Raw genomic sequence first — 14829 nt, 5'->3', positions numbered from 1 at the left:
CCGTGTCCGTTCCCGATCCTGATCCCCGGCCGACCGCACCGGAAGAACCTGGTCCCAACGAGTGCTGCGGCAGCGGCTGTCCGTTGTGCGTACTCGATCTGTATGCAGAGGAACTGCAGCGTTACCGCAAGGCGTTGGCCGAATGGAAGGCGCGGCACCCGGAGGCCACGCCATGACCGGAGCGCGTCCGGCTGCGCTGCTGGCCCTGGTGGCGCTTCTGTTGTTCGTGGCGACGGCCCTGTGGACCCAATTCGCGCGTGCTGATCTGGATTGGATGCGCGCGACCCTGAGCCTGTACCTGCACGGTCCCTGGGGTCTGGCGCTGCGCGCCGCCTACTGCCTGCTGGCGGTGGCGATCACCGCGCTGGGCATCGCGCTCTATCGTCACAGCGTGGGGCCCCGCCGCAGCGCGGCCGCGCCGCTGCTGTTCACCGTCTCCGCTCTGGGCCTGGCGACGGTCGCCATCGGCGACAGTTGGCTGCCGCAGGCGACGCCGCTGCTGGCGCCGCTGGTGCATGGCGTGGCTGCCAACACAGCCTTCCTGTGTGCCAGCGTCGGCATGCTGCTGCAGGCGTGGTACCTGCGTCGCGAACCGGGTTGGCAGCGCAGTGCTGCCCTGCTGTGGGGCTGGGCCTGGCTGGCCTTCGCGTTGCTGTGGCTGCATGTGCTCTGGCGTGAGGGGCCGCCGCGCGGGCTGGGGCAGAAGCTGGTGATCGCCGTGATCGTCGGTTGGCTGCTCTGGCTGGCCGTCACCCTGTACCGGCGCGGTCTGGCGCGCACACGCGCCTGAACCCTGGCCGCGGGCCCGGCGAACGGCCGTGACCGGTACGTGTCGTGCACGCGGTGGCGGCGTATCGTGTGCGCATTCCACTGGGGTTGCGACATGACGCGTGCAGGGTTGGGCAGGGCGATGGGACTGGTGATGGCGCTGGCGGCGTTGCCGGCGGTGGCCGCGGCATCCGTGCAGCAGGTCAGCCATGGCCGATTCGAGCAGGTGCCGGTGCATCTGCCGGCGGGAGTGCCACAGCGGGTGGTGATCTGGTTCCACGAAGGTCCCTATGGCGCTGCCAGCCTGGCGCCGATCGAAGCACTGCGCGCCGACGGTGCACTGGTGGCGGCGGTGGATGTGGCGCACCTGCGGGGCGTGCTTGAACGCGAAGGCGACAGCACCTGTTCGTTCGGCGCTGGCGACGTCGAGAATTTCTCGCGTTGGGTGCAGGCGTTCCTGCACCTGCCGGGGTATCACCTGCCGCTGGTCGGCGGCGATGGTGAAGGTGCCGAGCTGGCCTACAGCCTGGCCGCGCAGGCCGATACCCAGGTGTTCGCCGGCCTGCTGACGTCCGGTTTCTGCCCCGACCATGCCCACGAACGCATGGTCTGCGGAGACGGCGTCAAGCAGGGGCGGCTGCAACCGGCTGAACTGAACTTTCCCTGGTTGAATGCCATCGGCGATGTGGGCTGCAGGGGCCAGGGAGCGGGTCCGTTCGTGCAGCAGGTCGCGATGGCGCGCGGGTTCAAGCGCAGTGCCCGCGGCGATGCCACGCCGGGACTGGTGGCTGCCGCGCGGGTGATCGGTGCGCAGGCCGGCATCAGCCTGGCACCGCCGCCGGCGGCGTTGAAGGGCCTGCCCGTGGTGGAAGTCCCCGCGCGCGGTGACGGCGATACGCTGGCGATCTTCGTTTCCGGTGATGGCGGCTGGGCGGGACTGGACAAGGACGTGGCATCGTCGCTGGCCGAACACGGCGTGGCCGTGGTGGGCATCGATTCGCTGCGTTATTTCTGGAGCGAACGCACGCCGGAGGGGTTTGCCGCTGACCTGCAGAAGATCATCGACCACTACCGCCAGCAATGGCGGCGCGACAAGGTGATGCTGATCGGCTTCTCGCAGGGCGCCGACGTGCTGCCGGCCACCATCAACCGGCTCGATGCCGGCAGCCGCGAGGCGCTCGAGCGCATCGTGCTGCTCTCCGTGGGGCGGAAGGCCGATTTCGAGTTCCATGTCAGCAACTGGCTGGGCGGTGGCGGCGATGGCCTGCCGATTGCGCCGGAAGTGGCCAGGCTGCCGGCGGCCAAGACCCTGTGCGTCTATGGCGACAAGGATGAGGACGCACTGTGTCCGGACCTGCCTGCGAACGAGGGCGTGCGCAGGATCCGGTTGCCCGGCGACCACCATTTCGGTGGCGACTACGATCGTCTGGCCGAGGTGATCCTCAAGGGCGACGCGTAATCAGCACACGCCTGCAGGAGCAGCGCCGGGCCATGCCCGGCGGTCGGGCGGCTCAGCCGCGGCGTGGATCCAGCGAGATCAGGCGGGTGGCGTCCAGCAGGGCGGCCGGCAGGTGCATGCCACCGGGCGCCGCCAGGTAGCGCGGGCGCCACTGCGGATCGAACTTCGACTTGAAGCGGCGCAGGCCACTGAAGCCATAGAAGCGCTCGCCATGCCGTGCCAGCAGGCCGGCAAGACGATTCCAGCGGCCCGCCAGGCGATGCTGGGCCAGTCCGGACAGGGGCGCCATGCCCAGCGAGAAACGCGCATGTCCCTGCGCCCGGCCCCACAGGAACAGTTCGATGAACAGGAAATCCATCGTGCCTTTCGGCGCGTCGCTGACGTGCCGCATCAGGTCCACCGACAGCTCGGCACCGGCGGGTGCCTGCCACAGGTTGGCGAAGGCGACGATCCGACCTTCGGCCTCGACCAGCGCGATCGGGAAACGCACCAGGTAATCGGGATCGAAGCTGCCCAGCGAGAATCCTTTTTCGTCACCGGACTTGTCTTCCAGCCAGGCATTGGAGATCGCATGCAGGCGCGGCAGCAGGCTGGGGACCTCTTCCACCGGCGCCACCCGGAACGACAGGCCACTGCGCTTGCCGCGGTTCCATGCCTGGCGCAGGTCGGCGCGTTCGCGGCCTTCCAGACCGAAGTCGTGCAGCGGCACGATCGCTTCCTCGCCCAGCTTGACCAGGCCCAGGCCGAGATCCAGATAGGTCTGCCAGTAGGCTTCGCCCACCTGGTAGAACACCGGGCGCAGGCCGAGGCGGTCGGCTTCCTCACGGAAACGCCAGATCAACGCACGTGCGACCTCCGGCGGGCCGACCGGATCACCCATCGCGATCAACGAGCCGCCGTAGCGCTGCATCATCACGAAGCCCTGCCGGGCATCGTCGCGCAGCACTGCCTTGTCGGCGGTCAGCACCAGGCAGGCCTGGGTGTCGGTGGCGCTGGCCAGCACCGGCGCCAACGCCTGCAGCGTGGCTTCGTCAGCGGCCGGCAGCGGGCTGCGCGTGCTGTGCAGCAGACGGGCGAGGCCGAACATCACCAGGGCGATGGCCACCACCAGCAGCGCACGCAGCGCACGCGGCGCGTTGCCGGACAGTGCGAACTGCCACCAGAGTTCGTTCTGGTACTCGACATGGCTGTACGTGAAGAACAGCAGCCAGGTGACCGCGACCAGCACCAGCCCCAGGTTGCGCAACCATGGCCACGACCACGCCTCATCCAGCAGCGCACCCTGGCGGTAGAACTCACGGCGTGCGGCCCACAGTGCCATCGCGACCAGTACGGCCGATACCGCGATCAACGGCTGGCCGCCCCGCAGCCACAGCGGCAGCGGCGTGATCACGCAGACCGCCATCGCCAGCATCCACGCGGCGTGGCTGCGCCGGGCCAGGCCCTGGCCGATCAGCAGCAGGGCGACACCGCCAAGACTGCCGATCAGGTGCGATGTTTCCAGGATCGGCAGCGATGCATTGAGCAGATGGCGGCGCGGAGTCGGCAAGGTGCCATCGATGACCAGGGCGGCGCCGATGCTGAAAGCGGCCAGCGCGATGATCTGCGGCAGCCAGGGGCGCAGCGCGTTCCAGCCGGCACGGGTGGCGCCGGCGCTGGCCCGCAGCGGTCGCCGCAGTGCAGGCGCAAGCGCGAGCACGGTGGCCAGCAGCAGCGGCAGGACGTAGTAGGTGACGCGGTAGATCAGCGCGGCCGCCAGCACCGCTGCCGGTGCCACCTGCGGCAGCAGCTTGAGCAGGCTCCACTCGAACACGCCCAGGCCGGCCGGAACGGTCGAGACCAGACCGGCCAGCACCGCCACCAGATACAGGCCGACGAAGCCGGGAAGCCCGGTGGGCGTGGAGTCCGGAAGCAGCACGTAGAACGCTGCGCTGGCCAGCACCAGTTCGATCACGCTGAGCGCGGTGACGCCGAGCATGGTCAGCCGGTCGGGCAGCCACAGGGCGTGGCCGAACACACGGAACTGGCGTCCGCTGCGGCCGACCAGCAGCACCGTGGCCAGATAGGCGAGCAGGGCGGCAATGCCGACCGCGCGCACGGCGCCGGAATCCAACGGCAGCGCCAGCGCCGCCGCTGAGGGTTCCAGGCATAACGCCAGGCCGATCAGCAGCCATGCACCGAACATGAAACCGAGCGTGCTCATCAGCACGACCTGGCCGATCTGGGCCAGATCCAGCCCGGCACCGCGATAGCCCCGCAGGCGCACCGCGCCGCCGGTCAAGGCCGCAAAGCCGACGGTCTGGCCCAGGGTGTGGGCGAGAAACGCGGTGATGCCGATGCGCGCGGGATGCACGCGGATGCCGCTGCGTCGCAGGCCGATGGCATCGAAGCCGATCAGGCAGGCATAACTGGCCAGGCCCAGCGTCACGGTCAGTGCGATCTGCGTTGCACTGAGTGCATGGAACGCCTGGCGGATGGCGCGGTAGCCATGTTCGTCGAACTCGCCGGCCAGGCCATGCAGGGCCAGGGCCAGGATCAGCAGGGGAACGAAGATGGTAAGCAGCCGCTTCCAGACCGGGATGGACGGAGCGGTTGCGGGATCGGAAGGGACGGTCATCGGCGCAAGGGTGCGGCAGGGAGGGCGAGGGCGGTGTCAACGCGGGCGTGGCGCATCGTGCGCCTCTCGAAGGCATTTGAACAGCGGTGGTGCAGGACACCCACCCGCCGCCGGTTTGGAGGACAATGCAGGTCTGATCACCCGCAGGAGCCACGCCCATGATGGAGCGTTACGACGTCGGACCGCGCATGTCCGAAATGACCGTGTACAACAAGGTTGCCTACCTCTCCGGCCAGATTCCGGAGGACACCAGCCAGGACATCACCGGACAGACCCGGCAGGTGCTGGCCGAGATCGACAAGCTGCTGGCACTGGTGGCCAGTGATCGCCAGCATGTGCTGCGCGCGGAAGTGTTCCTGGCCGACATGGCCGACTTCGACGGCATGAACAAGGCGTGGGACGAATGGGTGGTCGAGGGTGCGACCCCGGCCCGTGCCACGGTCGAAGCCAAGCTGGCACACGCCGAGTGGAAGGTCGAGATCGTGGTGACGGCGGCCGTGCCGTAACGGCGGGAGGGTGTCAGCTCCTTTCCTGCCTAAAGGGAGCTGGCACCGCTACCGTTCCAGCAGCACGATGCAGTCCACCGGACAGGGCGGAATGCACAACTCGCAGCCCGTGCACAGGTCGGCGATCACGGTATGCATGTACTTCGCGCCGCCGACAATCGCGTCCACCGGGCAGGCCTGGATGCACTTGGTGCAGCCGATGCAGTCGGCTTCGACGATCACCGCGACCTGCGGCGCCTTGTGTTCGCCGCGCGTGCGATCAAACGGCAGTGCCGGCACACCCAGTACCTGGGCCAGTGCACGCGCGCCCGCATCGCCGCCCGGCGGGCAGCGGTCCACGCCCGCCTCGCCGCGCGCCATCGCCTGCGCATAGGGGCGGCAACCGTCATAGCCGCATTGCCCGCATTGCGTCTGCGGCAACAGTCGGTCCAGGCGTTCGGTCAGCGGCGGAATCAGGCTCATGCGTGGCGAAGGCTGCGCGTATGGATCATTTCAGGGGTTTGCCACGGAACCAGCGTTCGTGGGCGAGGGCAAGCATCGGCCGGTCCTCGGCGCTGTCGCCATAAGCGTGGATGCGCGTGTAACGCGACAGATCGAAACGGCGGCGGATCTGCTCGACCTTGCGAGGACCGCAATCGCCGCCGTGGTAACGGCCGGTCAGGCGTCCGTCCCGGCTCTCAAGGCGGTTGCAGATCAGTTCAAGACCCAACGTTTCGCACCAGGGACGCAGGTACAGATCCAGCGAACCTGACACGACCACCACGGTGTGCTGCTGTTCCTTGTGCCAGCGGATCTGTTCCAGCATTTCCGGGCGCACCACCTCGGGCAGGAACTCGCGCGAGAAGCCGGTGGCCAGCGCTGCGATGTCGTCGGCGTGGCGCTCGCTGAAGGTGAGGCGGGTGACGCGGGCGCGGATGCGTTCGGCCGAGATCAGTTTCAGCCGGTACGCCGCCAGCCACGGCCCCACCTTCCACCACGCCTGCGCAAGCTGCTCGGCGGTGGCCACGCGGCGCAGGAAGCGGCCATAGGTATCGCAGGTGGTGACGGTATGGTCGAAGTCGAACAGCGCCAGTTCCATTCCGATGCCTCCCGTGGTGCGTCCCGTCGTTGCCGTGACCGGCGGGAGCGGCCGTGGCCGCACCCGCGCAGTGCATCAGCGGACCGGCATGCCCGGCTGCGCGCCGCTGTCGGCGTCCAGCAGCGCCAGCGCGCCACCATCGAAACCTGCCGACAGGATCATGCCTTCACTCAGGCCGAAGCGCATCTTGCGCGGGGCCAGGTTGGCGATGAACACGACGCTGCGGCCGACCAGGGCTTCCGGCTCGCCGTAGCTGGCACGGATGCCGGAGAAGATCTGCCGCTTGCCCAGTTCGCCGGCATCCAGCTCGAAGCGCAGCAGCTTGTCCGAACCCTCGACGAACTCGCACACCAGCACCTTGCCGATGCGCAGGTCGAGCTTGGCGAAGTCGTCGATGCCGATGTAGGCCGGTGCCTCGGCGCTGGCCGTTGCGGCACTGGCCGGCACCGCAGCCGCCGGCTTGGCAGCGTCGGCCTTGGCGGCGGGGGCAGCGGCGGTCGGCTGCAGGGTGTCCTTGGAGGCGTCGATCATGGCGTCAATCTTCTTCGGGTCGATACGGGTGAACAGCGGGGTGTAGTCGGCGATTCGATGGGCCAGCAGCGGCTGCGCCAGGTCGGTCCAGTCGGCCACTGGCGCGGCCAGGAACGCCTCGGCCTGGGCGGCGGTGGAAGGCAGTACCGGCTTCAGTGCGGTGACCAGTACACGGAACAGGTTCAGGCCCTGGCTGCACACGGCCTGCAGCTGCGCGTCGGCGCCTTCCTGCTTGGCGATCACCCATGGCTTGACGTCGTCGATGTAGCGGTTGGCTTCGTCGGCCAGGGTCATGGTCAGGCGGATCGCCGCCGCCGGATCGTTGCGCTCGTAGGCTTCACGGATCGGTGCCAGGCTGTCGATGAAGCGCTGGTACTGGGCGGCATCGGGCAGCTGCGCGGCGAGCAGGCCGTCGAAACGCTTGCTGATGAAGCCCGCGCAGCGGCTGGCCAGGTTGACGAACTTGCCGACCAGATCAGCGTTGACGCGGGCAACGAAGTCACCCAGGTTCAGGTCGAGGTCGTCGACGCCACCGCCGGACTTGGCCGCGTAGTAGTAGCGCAGCGCTTCCGGTTCCAGTCCTGCATCGAGGAAGGTGCGCGCCATCACGAAGGTGCCGCGCGACTTGCTCATCTTGGCGCCGTCAACGGTCAGATAGCCGTTGACGTGCAGGCGGGTCGGCGCGCGGTGGCCGGTGCCGTGCAGCACCGCCGGCCAGAACAGGCCATGGAAATTGACGATGTCCTTGCCGATGAAGTGGTGCAGCTCGGTGGCGGTGCCGGCGCGCAGGTGGGCCTGGAAATCCTCGCCGAGCGTGCCGCACAGGGTCTGGAAGCTGGACAGGTAGCCGATCGGCGCGTCCAGCCAGACGTAGAAGTACTTGCCCGGATGGCCCGGGATCTGGAAGCCGAAGTACGGCGCGTCACGCGAGATGTCCCACGCGCGCAGGCCGCCCTCCGCGTCCAGCCACTCCATCAGCTTGGCTTTCACCCCGGGCAGCGCGACGTCGCCGGCCAGCCACTCGCGCAGGAAGCCCTCGAAGCGGCCGACCTCGAAGAAGAAGTGCTCCGAATCGCGGATCTCGGGCGTAGCGCCGGAGATCACCGATTTCGGCTCCTTCAGATCGGTGGGGCTGTAGGTGGCGCCACAGACTTCGCAGTTGTCGCCGTACTGGTCGGCGCTGCCGCAGTTCGGGCAGATGCCCTTGATGTAGCGGTCCGGCAGGAACATGCCCTTGGCCGGGTCGTAGAACTGGGCCACCGAACGGCGGCTGATGTGGCCGGCCGCTTCCAGCTTCAGGTAGAACGCCTCGGTCAGCGCCTGGTTGGCTGCCGAATTGGTCGAATCGTAGTGATCGAAGGCCACGCCGAATTCGGCGAAATCACGTTCATGGCTGGCCTGGATGCTGGCGATGAAGGCCTCCGGGGTCACCCCGGCCTTCTCGGCTGCCAGCATGATCGGCGTGCCATGGGTGTCGTCGGCGCAGACGAACCAGGTCCTGCCGCCGCTCATTCGCCGTGCACGCACCCAGATGTCGGCCTGGATGTAGCCGACCAGATGGCCCAGATGCAGCGGGCCGTTGGCGTAGGGCAGGGCGGTGGTGACGAGCGCGGTACGGGTCATGGTCGCGGGGTGAAGCCGAGGGGAACCGCAGATTATCGCATGCCCGCAACGAGGTGACCCGGCCGGGGCCGGGTCACGGATATGCACGGACAGGCCGGTGGCTTACTCGCGTACCCAGGTCTGCGCCCGGCAGATGAAGGCGATGCAGCCGGAGACGTCCAGCTTGTTGCCACCCGGCTGCAGTTCCATCTTCGACTTGTAGGTCTTGCCGTTGGCGGGGTCGAGGATGGTGCCGCCGGACCACTTGCTGGCGCCGTCGGCCTTCAGGTTCCAGAGGATGGTCATGCCCTTCACCGGCTTGTTCCTGTTGGCACCCTCACAGCCGTCGCAGACCGGGTTCGGTCCCTTGTCCGAGTGCAGGATGTCCACCACCTTGCCGGACAGCGTGCCGTTGGCGGCCTGGCTGATCTCGACGATGGACTTCACCTGGCCGGTCTTGTCGTCGATGGTCTTCCAGCGGCCGGCCGCGCCATCGGCGGCCTGCGCCGAGAGCGCCGCCAGGCACAGCGGCAGCGCCAGCAGCAGGGTCTTGAAGGTCTTGCGCATGGTCCCCTCCCAGGGTTCATTCCGGCACGGTGCCGGTACCCGCCGACTGTATACCCATTCGGCGGGGTATGGGGAAGGGGGGCCGGGTCGAGCAGGTGAGTGGGGCCAGATCCTTTCCCGATGGAAAAGGGATCCGACCCCATGCCGTCAGCCGACTTCGTAGAGTTCCAGCGGCAAACCGTCCGGGTCGGCGAAGAAGGTGAAGCGGCGGCCGGTGTATTCGTCCACGCGGACCGGTTCGCAGTCCACGCCGCAGCTGGCCAGGCGCTGGATGAACGGCTCCAGCGCGGCCACGCGGAAGGCCAGGTGACGCAGGCCCTGTGCCTCCGGGCGGCTGGGCCGGGGCGGTGGTGACGGGAACGAGAACAGTTCCAGCTGGCCGCCATCGGGCAGTGCCAGGTCCAGCTTCCACGAATCGCGCGCGGCACGGTGGTTCTCGGCCAGTACGCGCAGGCCGAGGATGCGCACGTAGAAATCCTTCGAGCGCGCATAGTCGCTGCAGATCAGCGCGGCATGATGGATGCCCAGCAGGGCGGCAGGATCGTCGGTCATTGCAGGATGTCCAGCCAGCGCTGGGCGATCTTCAGCGCCAGCGGATAGGGTTCGGGGTCGTTGCGGTTGCTCAGCACGATCACTGTCAGATGCCGGTCCGGATAGCGCAGGATGACGTTGCGGAAGCCGATGCTCTCGCCGCTGTGCCACTGCATGCGGCCGTTGAGGCGCCAGCCGAAGCCGTAATGCGGTACGTCCGGTTCGGTGGTTGCGGTGGCCGGGCTGAACATCGCCCGCCGCGATGCGGCTGACAGCAGGCGGTCGTCGTACAGTGCGGCATCCCAGCGGGCGAGGTCGTCCAGCGAGGAATAGATGCCGCCATCACCCAGCACGGCACTGGTGGTGCTCTGGTCGGTGCGCTGCCAGCGACCGTCGAGCCAGCTGTAGCCGTAGGCCCGCGCAGTGACCGTATCGACGCCGTCCTGGTGGGCGACGGTGTGGGTCATGTGCAGCGGGCCGAAGATCCGCTGCTGCAGGAAGGTGGCGAAATCCTGGCCAGACGCGCGACCGACGATCAGCGCCAGCAGCGCATAACCGCTGTTGCTGTAGCGGTACGCAGTGCCCGGTGTGAAATCCAGCCGGTCCTCGCGCGCGAGCAGCGCCAGCACGTCCGCGTCGTGCACCTGGCGGCTGTCGGTGGGGTCCATCAGGTCCTCATAGTCGGGCAGACCGCTGGTATGCGACAGCAGGTGACGGAGGGTGACGGAGGACGCCGCAGTGGGAAGTTCCGGCAGCCAGCGTCGCACTGGCTGGTCCAGGCCCAGGCGGCCCTCTTCCACCAGCAGCAGCACAGCGGCGGCGGTGAACTGCTTGCTCACCGAGGCCAGCCGGAAATTGCTGGCCGCGGTCACCGCAGTGCCATCTTCCACCACCGCCAAGCCGTACCCGCGGCGGAACACCGCCTGCCCGTCGTGCAGCACCAGTACCGCTGCTCCCGGGACCTGGCCATCGTAGGCCTGCATCAGGCCATCGATGCCCGCATCCGGTGGCATCACCGCCGGTGCGGCAGGCGCAGCCTGCGGCAGCAGGGCCAGTACGGCAGCGAACACGACGGTGGCGGGACGCATGAGGGCTCCGTGGCGATCAGGGGGCCGGCGCGGCCCCCGGCGGTTGTGACAGCCATCGTTCCATCTTCCGCTCCAGCACGTCCAGCGGCATCGAGCCGTCCTTCAGCAGCTCGGCATGGAAGCGGCGCAGGTCGAATGCCGCACCCTGGCGTGCCTTGGCCTTGTCGCGCAGTGCCAGCAGGGTGGTCAGGCCGGCCACATTGGACAGCGCCTGCGCGGGCTGGGCCATGATCCGCTCCACTTCGGCATTGGCATCGTCGCTGCTCATGTCCACGGTCTTCTGCAGGTAGGCGACGGCCTGCTGCTTGCTCCAGCCCTGGGCATGCACGCCGGTGTCGGCGACCACGCGTGCTGCGCGCAGCAGGCGCGAGGAGAGATAGCCGATGCGATCGTAGGGATCGGTGTAGACGCCCAGCGTTTCCCCCAGCGTTTCCGAGTACAGGCCCCAGCCTTCGATGAAGGCCAGGTCGCCGCCGGCACGCCGGAAGCGTGGCTGCTTGGCCAGCTCCTGCTGCAGGCCCAGCTGCACGTGATGGCCGGGAATGCCTTCATGCAGGTACTGCACCGGCACGTTCCAGCGCTTGCGGCTGGGCAGGTCGCGGGTGTTCACATACAGCACCCCGGCCTCGCCGGGCTGTGTCGGCTGGTAGGAGGCCGCGGCCGCGGTGAGCGCACGCTCGGGCTCCACTGCTCGGATGTCCAGGGCAGCCTTCGGCAGCGTGTCGAGCACCTGCGGCAGGCGCGTGGCGACCTGCTGCTGCACCTGGCGGTAGCGGCCGAGCAGCGCGTTGGCGTCGCCATACTGGAACTGGCGGTCACTGCGCATGCTGCGCAGAAGCTTGGTCGGCGTGCCGCGCAGCTTCGCATCCTTCATCACTGCGGCGATCTGCGCCTGCAGCTCCTGCACGCGCTGTTCGCCGAGCGCATGCCATTGCGCGGGTGTCTGTTCGCTGGCCGTGGTCTGCACGATCAGGTTGGCGTACCACGCCTGGCCATTGGGCAGGGCGCCCAGACCGCTGCTGGTCCGCGTGGCCGGCAGGTACTCGGTGGCGATGAAGCCGCGCAGGGCGCGGTAGGACGGCATGATGCGCAGTTCGATCATGCGCTTGTACTCGGCACTGATGCGCGCCTTGTCCTCGGCGGAAATCGACTCCGGCATGGTCCGGATCGGCGACCAGAAGATGCTTTCCTCGGCGGTCGGCTTGATCACCGCATCCAGCTGCGGCAGCACTTTTTCCATCAGGTCGCGCGGCTGCACCACCCCGGCCTTCATGCCCTGGCGCATGTTGTCGATGGCCTGGTCGAACAGCGCCGGAATGCCCAGCGAGCGGCGCGACCAGGTGTCGTAGTCCTGCACGGTATTGAACGGCTGCGCACCCGCGCCGGCACCGAGAATGGCCATGATGCTGCCGACGTTGTAGTACTGGCTGATCGGCATCATCCAGCTGGGATACGGCTCGGCGGCCAAGGTCGCGCGCGCGTCGCGCACGAAGATCTCGTAGCTCAGCAGGTCCTGGCCCTGCAGGCCATCGCTGCCGATCTTCTCGACCTTGCCCAGCCACTCCACGGTGAAGTCATGCGACTGCTGGCGCCACGCCGCGGACAGGATGTTCGGCAGCTGGTCGTTGTAGCGGGTTTCGCCCTGGAAAGTCGCCTGCAGCGGGTTCAACCGCATCGACGCATCCCAGTATTCGTCATACAGGCGCTCCAGCTGGACCGTTTTGGGCACAGTGCGGGCGGCGGCGGCCGGGCGCGCGGGGGAGCGGGTGGCGCTGCGTGCCGGTGCGGTGGCGCGCGTGCTGGGCCGGGCCTTGGGCTTGGCCGCCGGACGGCTCTGCGTCGCAGCGGGCCGGCTGGCCTTCTTCTTTGCAGCTTCGGCCGACGGAACGGCGCTGAACAGGAACAACGCGGCAATGGCGGCGGCCAGGGCGCGGGTGGAATACGGCATCAGGAGCTTCCGTGGAACACAGACCGTGGAGCTTGCACGATCCGGCCGCGTACGGCCAGCGCGGGGGCGCAGTCAGCTGGCGCCCGCTGGGCCTTCAGTCAGCCGCGGCCGCAGCGCGAAGCGCGGCCGCGCGCTCGACACCCAGGTATCGGGTGATTGCACGGCGCATCAGGTACAGCAGGGGAATCAGGGCGATCGCAAAGCCCATCTTGTAGACGTAGTTGACGCTGCTCACCGCCAGGAACAGCGATGTCGGCCACTGCTGCGGGCCGAGCACGAAAGCGATCCAGATCACCACGAAGCTGTCCACCAGCTGCGAGACCGCGGTGGAACCGGTAGCGCGCAACCAGACGTGGCGCTCGCCGGTGGCCTGCCGGATCCGGTGGAACACGGCCACGTCGATCAGCTGGCCGAGCAGGAAGGCCACCAGCGAACCAGCAATGGTCCACATGCCCTGGCCGAACACCGCTGCGAACGCGGCCTGGTAGTCGGGCACGCCATGGGCGTTCATCGAGGTGACCCACCAGCTGGCCGGCGCCAGCGAGATCGCCGCGAAAGCGAACAGGAAACCGTAGGCGATCAGCACCACCGCCAGCCACGAGATGAAACGCACCCCGCGCTTGCCGAAGAACTCGTTGATGGTGTCGGTCATGATGAACACCACCGGCCAGAGCAGTGTGCCGGCGGTGAAGCTCAACGAGCCGGTCTGGCCGAACAGGTTCCAGTTCAGCGGGTCGATGCCCAGCGTGTCTTCCAGCGCGAAGATCTTCACCCCGATCAGCTCGGCCAGTACGGCATTGCCGCAGAAGAACGCGGCCAGCACGATGAACAGCAGGACCGCGCGATCCTGCAGCGGGCGCTCGACCGGCGTCGTGCTCATTCGGTGCGTTCGCCCGCGCGGGTGAACGGCACGCTGGCCGGCGCGACAGCACCGCCGGAAATGATGAAGCTCATCGCCTGGTCCACGGTCCAGTCGGTGGGTGTGAGCAGTTCCACCGGCACGATTTCAAGATAGCCGGAGGTCGGGTTCGGCGTGGTAGGCACGTACACCGCTGCCAGTTCGCGGTCGGTACCGTGTTCCTTGATCACCCGCGTGACCAGGCCGACCGATTTCATGTCGCGGTGCGGGAAGTCGATCAGCACGACGCGCTGCGTGCTGCCGGGTTCGGTCTGCAGCATGTCCAGCAGCTTCTTGGCGCTGTCGTAGATGATGCTGGCCAGCGGGATCCGCTTGATCACCGCGCCGATCCAGCGCAGCAGGCGCTGGCCAAGCACGCGACGGCTGGCCACGCCCACGGCCAGGATCACCAGCAGCGTCGCCAGCAGCGCGATGGTGTTCTGGATCCACTCCGCGCGCACCCAGCCCAGGTAATGCGGGAAGCTGGTCGCGATCTGTTCCGACAGGGGCACCACCAGCGGGCTGGAAATGCCCGACAGCAGCACGAACACGAATTTGACCACGACCCAGGTGAGCCAGATCGGCAGCAGGGTCAGCAGGCCGGTCAGGAACAGGCGCTGCAGGGAGGGGCGGGGGACCAGGGAGGGGGCTTCGAGCGACATGGGCGCATTGTAGCGGCCAGCGCTTGCCGATGATGCGGGGGAATGCGGCCGGGATCAGCGTGCGTGCGGCTTCAGCCGCAGGTAGACCTGCTTGCGCACCTGGGCGACCACCTCGCCGCTTTCATCGACCACATCGTTGCTGAACCAGCGCAGCACTTTGCCGCCGCCGGCAGCGTCGGCGCGCAGTTCGTCCAGCAGCGCATCGTCGATGCGGAACGACGTGCGCACGGTGCCGCGCCCCGGCTTGAGGAAGTCGATCGCACCGGCGCGGTCCCACACGTAGTAGTCGCGGCCGAGGATATGCAGCAGGCCCAGCATCCAGAACGGGTCGGTCATCGCAAACAGGCTGCCACCGAAGTGGGTGCCCACGTAGTTGCGGTTCCAGGGGCGCTGGCGCAGCTCGACGTCGATCTGCCGGTAGTCCGGGCTGACCCGGGTGACGTGGATGCCGGTGAACAGGAAGGGCGGCCACAGGTTGATGCCGAAACGGAACAGGCGGGCGTTCATGTGCATCGCGAGGGCGGAGGGCGGGCCCCAAGTCTAACCATTCGCATGCGTATGTTGTAGCTGTGCG

Annotated in this window: 15 protein-coding genes; 4 read left to right on the top strand and 11 right to left on the bottom strand. The window is 68.0% G+C overall.

Annotated elements, in window-relative coordinates; genetic code table 11:
• Positions 1 to 2 precede the first annotated feature (2 nt).
• The 3 genes from ACVOKU_RS15265 (at position 3) to ACVOKU_RS15255 (ending at position 2227) form a co-directional block, all read left to right on the top strand.
• Complete coding sequence (locus ACVOKU_RS15265; RefSeq protein WP_065174857.1) at positions 3 to 176, top strand: oxidoreductase-like domain-containing protein; 174 nt, start codon at positions 3 to 5, stop codon at positions 174 to 176.
• A complete protein-coding gene (locus ACVOKU_RS15260) occupies positions 173 to 790 on the top strand; it encodes a DUF998 domain-containing protein (RefSeq protein WP_481560312.1) in 618 nt (205 codons plus the stop codon). Before ACVOKU_RS15265 ends, ACVOKU_RS15260 begins: the two co-directional genes overlap by 4 nt.
• Positions 791 to 883: 93 nt before the next feature.
• Positions 884 to 2227: a virulence factor family protein gene (locus ACVOKU_RS15255; RefSeq protein ID WP_481560311.1), complete on the top strand. Its 1344-nt coding sequence runs from the start codon at positions 884 to 886 to the stop codon at positions 2225 to 2227.
• Between the two features lie 52 nt (positions 2228 to 2279).
• On the opposite strand, the gene mprF is transcribed toward ACVOKU_RS15255, so the two are convergent.
• Complete coding sequence (gene mprF / locus ACVOKU_RS15250) at positions 2280 to 4844, bottom strand: bifunctional lysylphosphatidylglycerol flippase/synthetase MprF (RefSeq protein ID WP_481560310.1); 2565 nt, start codon at positions 4842 to 4844, stop codon at positions 2280 to 2282.
• A 158-nt stretch (positions 4845 to 5002) separates the two neighbouring features.
• On the opposite strand from mprF, the gene ACVOKU_RS15245 reads away from it, so the two are divergent.
• Positions 5003 to 5350 carry a RidA family protein gene (locus tag ACVOKU_RS15245; RefSeq protein ID WP_049426796.1) on the top strand — a complete coding sequence of 116 codons (348 nt, stop codon included), beginning with the start codon at positions 5003 to 5005 and terminating at the stop codon, positions 5348 to 5350.
• Positions 5351 to 5398: 48 nt separating this feature from the next.
• On the opposite strand, the gene rnfB is transcribed toward ACVOKU_RS15245, so the two are convergent.
• The 10 genes from rnfB to ACVOKU_RS15195 form a co-directional block, all read right to left on the bottom strand.
• Positions 5399 to 5812, bottom strand: coding sequence for an Rnf electron transport complex subunit RnfB (gene rnfB / locus ACVOKU_RS15240; protein ID WP_074899475.1), 414 nt, complete (start codon positions 5810 to 5812; stop codon positions 5399 to 5401).
• A 25-nt stretch (positions 5813 to 5837) separates the two neighbouring features.
• On the bottom strand, positions 5838 to 6428 hold the full coding sequence (locus ACVOKU_RS15235) for an HAD family hydrolase (protein ID WP_065174860.1): 591 nt from the start codon (positions 6426 to 6428) through the stop codon (positions 5838 to 5840).
• A gap of 75 nt (positions 6429 to 6503) precedes the next feature.
• Positions 6504 to 8582: a methionine--tRNA ligase gene (gene metG / locus ACVOKU_RS15230; protein WP_065174861.1), complete on the bottom strand. Its 2079-nt coding sequence runs from the start codon at positions 8580 to 8582 to the stop codon at positions 6504 to 6506.
• A 102-nt stretch (positions 8583 to 8684) separates the two neighbouring features.
• Positions 8685 to 9128 (bottom strand): DUF2147 domain-containing protein, encoded by a 444-nt coding sequence (locus ACVOKU_RS15225; RefSeq protein ID WP_053519945.1) that lies wholly within the window; start codon positions 9126 to 9128, stop codon positions 8685 to 8687.
• A gap of 147 nt (positions 9129 to 9275) precedes the next feature.
• On the bottom strand, positions 9276 to 9680 hold the full coding sequence (gene gloA2, locus ACVOKU_RS15220) for an SMU1112c/YaeR family gloxylase I-like metalloprotein (protein ID WP_481560309.1): 405 nt from the start codon (positions 9678 to 9680) through the stop codon (positions 9276 to 9278).
• Complete coding sequence (locus tag ACVOKU_RS15215; RefSeq protein ID WP_481560308.1) at positions 9677 to 10747, bottom strand: serine hydrolase domain-containing protein; 1071 nt, start codon at positions 10745 to 10747, stop codon at positions 9677 to 9679. The genes gloA2 and ACVOKU_RS15215 overlap by 4 nt, the downstream gene beginning before the upstream one ends.
• Before the next feature lie 16 nt (positions 10748 to 10763).
• Positions 10764 to 12695, bottom strand: coding sequence for a DUF885 domain-containing protein (locus ACVOKU_RS15210; protein ID WP_481560307.1), 1932 nt, complete (start codon positions 12693 to 12695; stop codon positions 10764 to 10766).
• A 94-nt stretch (positions 12696 to 12789) separates the two neighbouring features.
• A complete protein-coding gene (locus tag ACVOKU_RS15205; RefSeq protein WP_053520127.1) occupies positions 12790 to 13575 on the bottom strand; it encodes a queuosine precursor transporter in 786 nt (261 codons plus the stop codon).
• Positions 13572 to 14255: a DUF502 domain-containing protein gene (locus tag ACVOKU_RS15200; protein WP_053520126.1), complete on the bottom strand. Its 684-nt coding sequence runs from the start codon at positions 14253 to 14255 to the stop codon at positions 13572 to 13574. Before ACVOKU_RS15200 ends, ACVOKU_RS15205 begins: the two co-directional genes overlap by 4 nt.
• A gap of 54 nt (positions 14256 to 14309) precedes the next feature.
• Entirely contained in the window at positions 14310 to 14762 is a 453-nt protein-coding gene (locus tag ACVOKU_RS15195) for a DUF4442 domain-containing protein (protein ID WP_065174907.1), read from the bottom strand.
• Positions 14763 to 14829 lie beyond the last annotated feature (67 nt).

The sequence above is a fragment of the Stenotrophomonas sp. STEN147 genome (genome assembly GCF_056757995.1).
This window is presented reverse-complemented; position numbering and strand designations above follow the sequence as displayed.

Excerpts from the sequence above, each read along its gene's own strand:
- ACVOKU_RS15260 (WP_481560312.1), top strand. The coding sequence starts at position 173 with ATGACCGGAGCGCGTCCGGCTGCGCTGCTGGCCCTGGTGGCGCTTCTG.
- ACVOKU_RS15255 (WP_481560311.1), top strand. The coding sequence starts at position 884 with ATGACGCGTGCAGGGTTGGGCAGGGCGATGGGACTGGTGATGGCGCTG.
- mprF (WP_481560310.1), bottom strand. The coding sequence starts at position 4,844 with ATGACCGTCCCTTCCGATCCCGCAACCGCTCCGTCCATCCCGGTCTGG.
- ACVOKU_RS15245 (WP_049426796.1), top strand. The coding sequence starts at position 5,003 with ATGATGGAGCGTTACGACGTCGGACCGCGCATGTCCGAAATGACCGTG.
- rnfB (WP_074899475.1), bottom strand. The coding sequence starts at position 5,812 with ATGAGCCTGATTCCGCCGCTGACCGAACGCCTGGACCGACTGTTGCCG.
- ACVOKU_RS15235 (WP_065174860.1), bottom strand. The coding sequence starts at position 6,428 with ATGGAACTGGCGCTGTTCGACTTCGACCATACCGTCACCACCTGCGAT.
- metG (WP_065174861.1), bottom strand. The coding sequence starts at position 8,582 with ATGACCCGTACCGCGCTCGTCACCACCGCCCTGCCCTACGCCAACGGC.
- ACVOKU_RS15225 (WP_053519945.1), bottom strand. The coding sequence starts at position 9,128 with ATGCGCAAGACCTTCAAGACCCTGCTGCTGGCGCTGCCGCTGTGCCTG.
- gloA2 (WP_481560309.1), bottom strand. The coding sequence starts at position 9,680 with ATGACCGACGATCCTGCCGCCCTGCTGGGCATCCATCATGCCGCGCTG.
- ACVOKU_RS15215 (WP_481560308.1), bottom strand. The coding sequence starts at position 10,747 with ATGCGTCCCGCCACCGTCGTGTTCGCTGCCGTACTGGCCCTGCTGCCG.
- ACVOKU_RS15210 (WP_481560307.1), bottom strand. The coding sequence starts at position 12,695 with ATGCCGTATTCCACCCGCGCCCTGGCCGCCGCCATTGCCGCGTTGTTC.
- ACVOKU_RS15205 (WP_053520127.1), bottom strand. The coding sequence starts at position 13,575 with ATGAGCACGACGCCGGTCGAGCGCCCGCTGCAGGATCGCGCGGTCCTG.
- ACVOKU_RS15200 (WP_053520126.1), bottom strand. The coding sequence starts at position 14,255 with ATGTCGCTCGAAGCCCCCTCCCTGGTCCCCCGCCCCTCCCTGCAGCGC.
- ACVOKU_RS15195 (WP_065174907.1), bottom strand. The coding sequence starts at position 14,762 with ATGAACGCCCGCCTGTTCCGTTTCGGCATCAACCTGTGGCCGCCCTTC.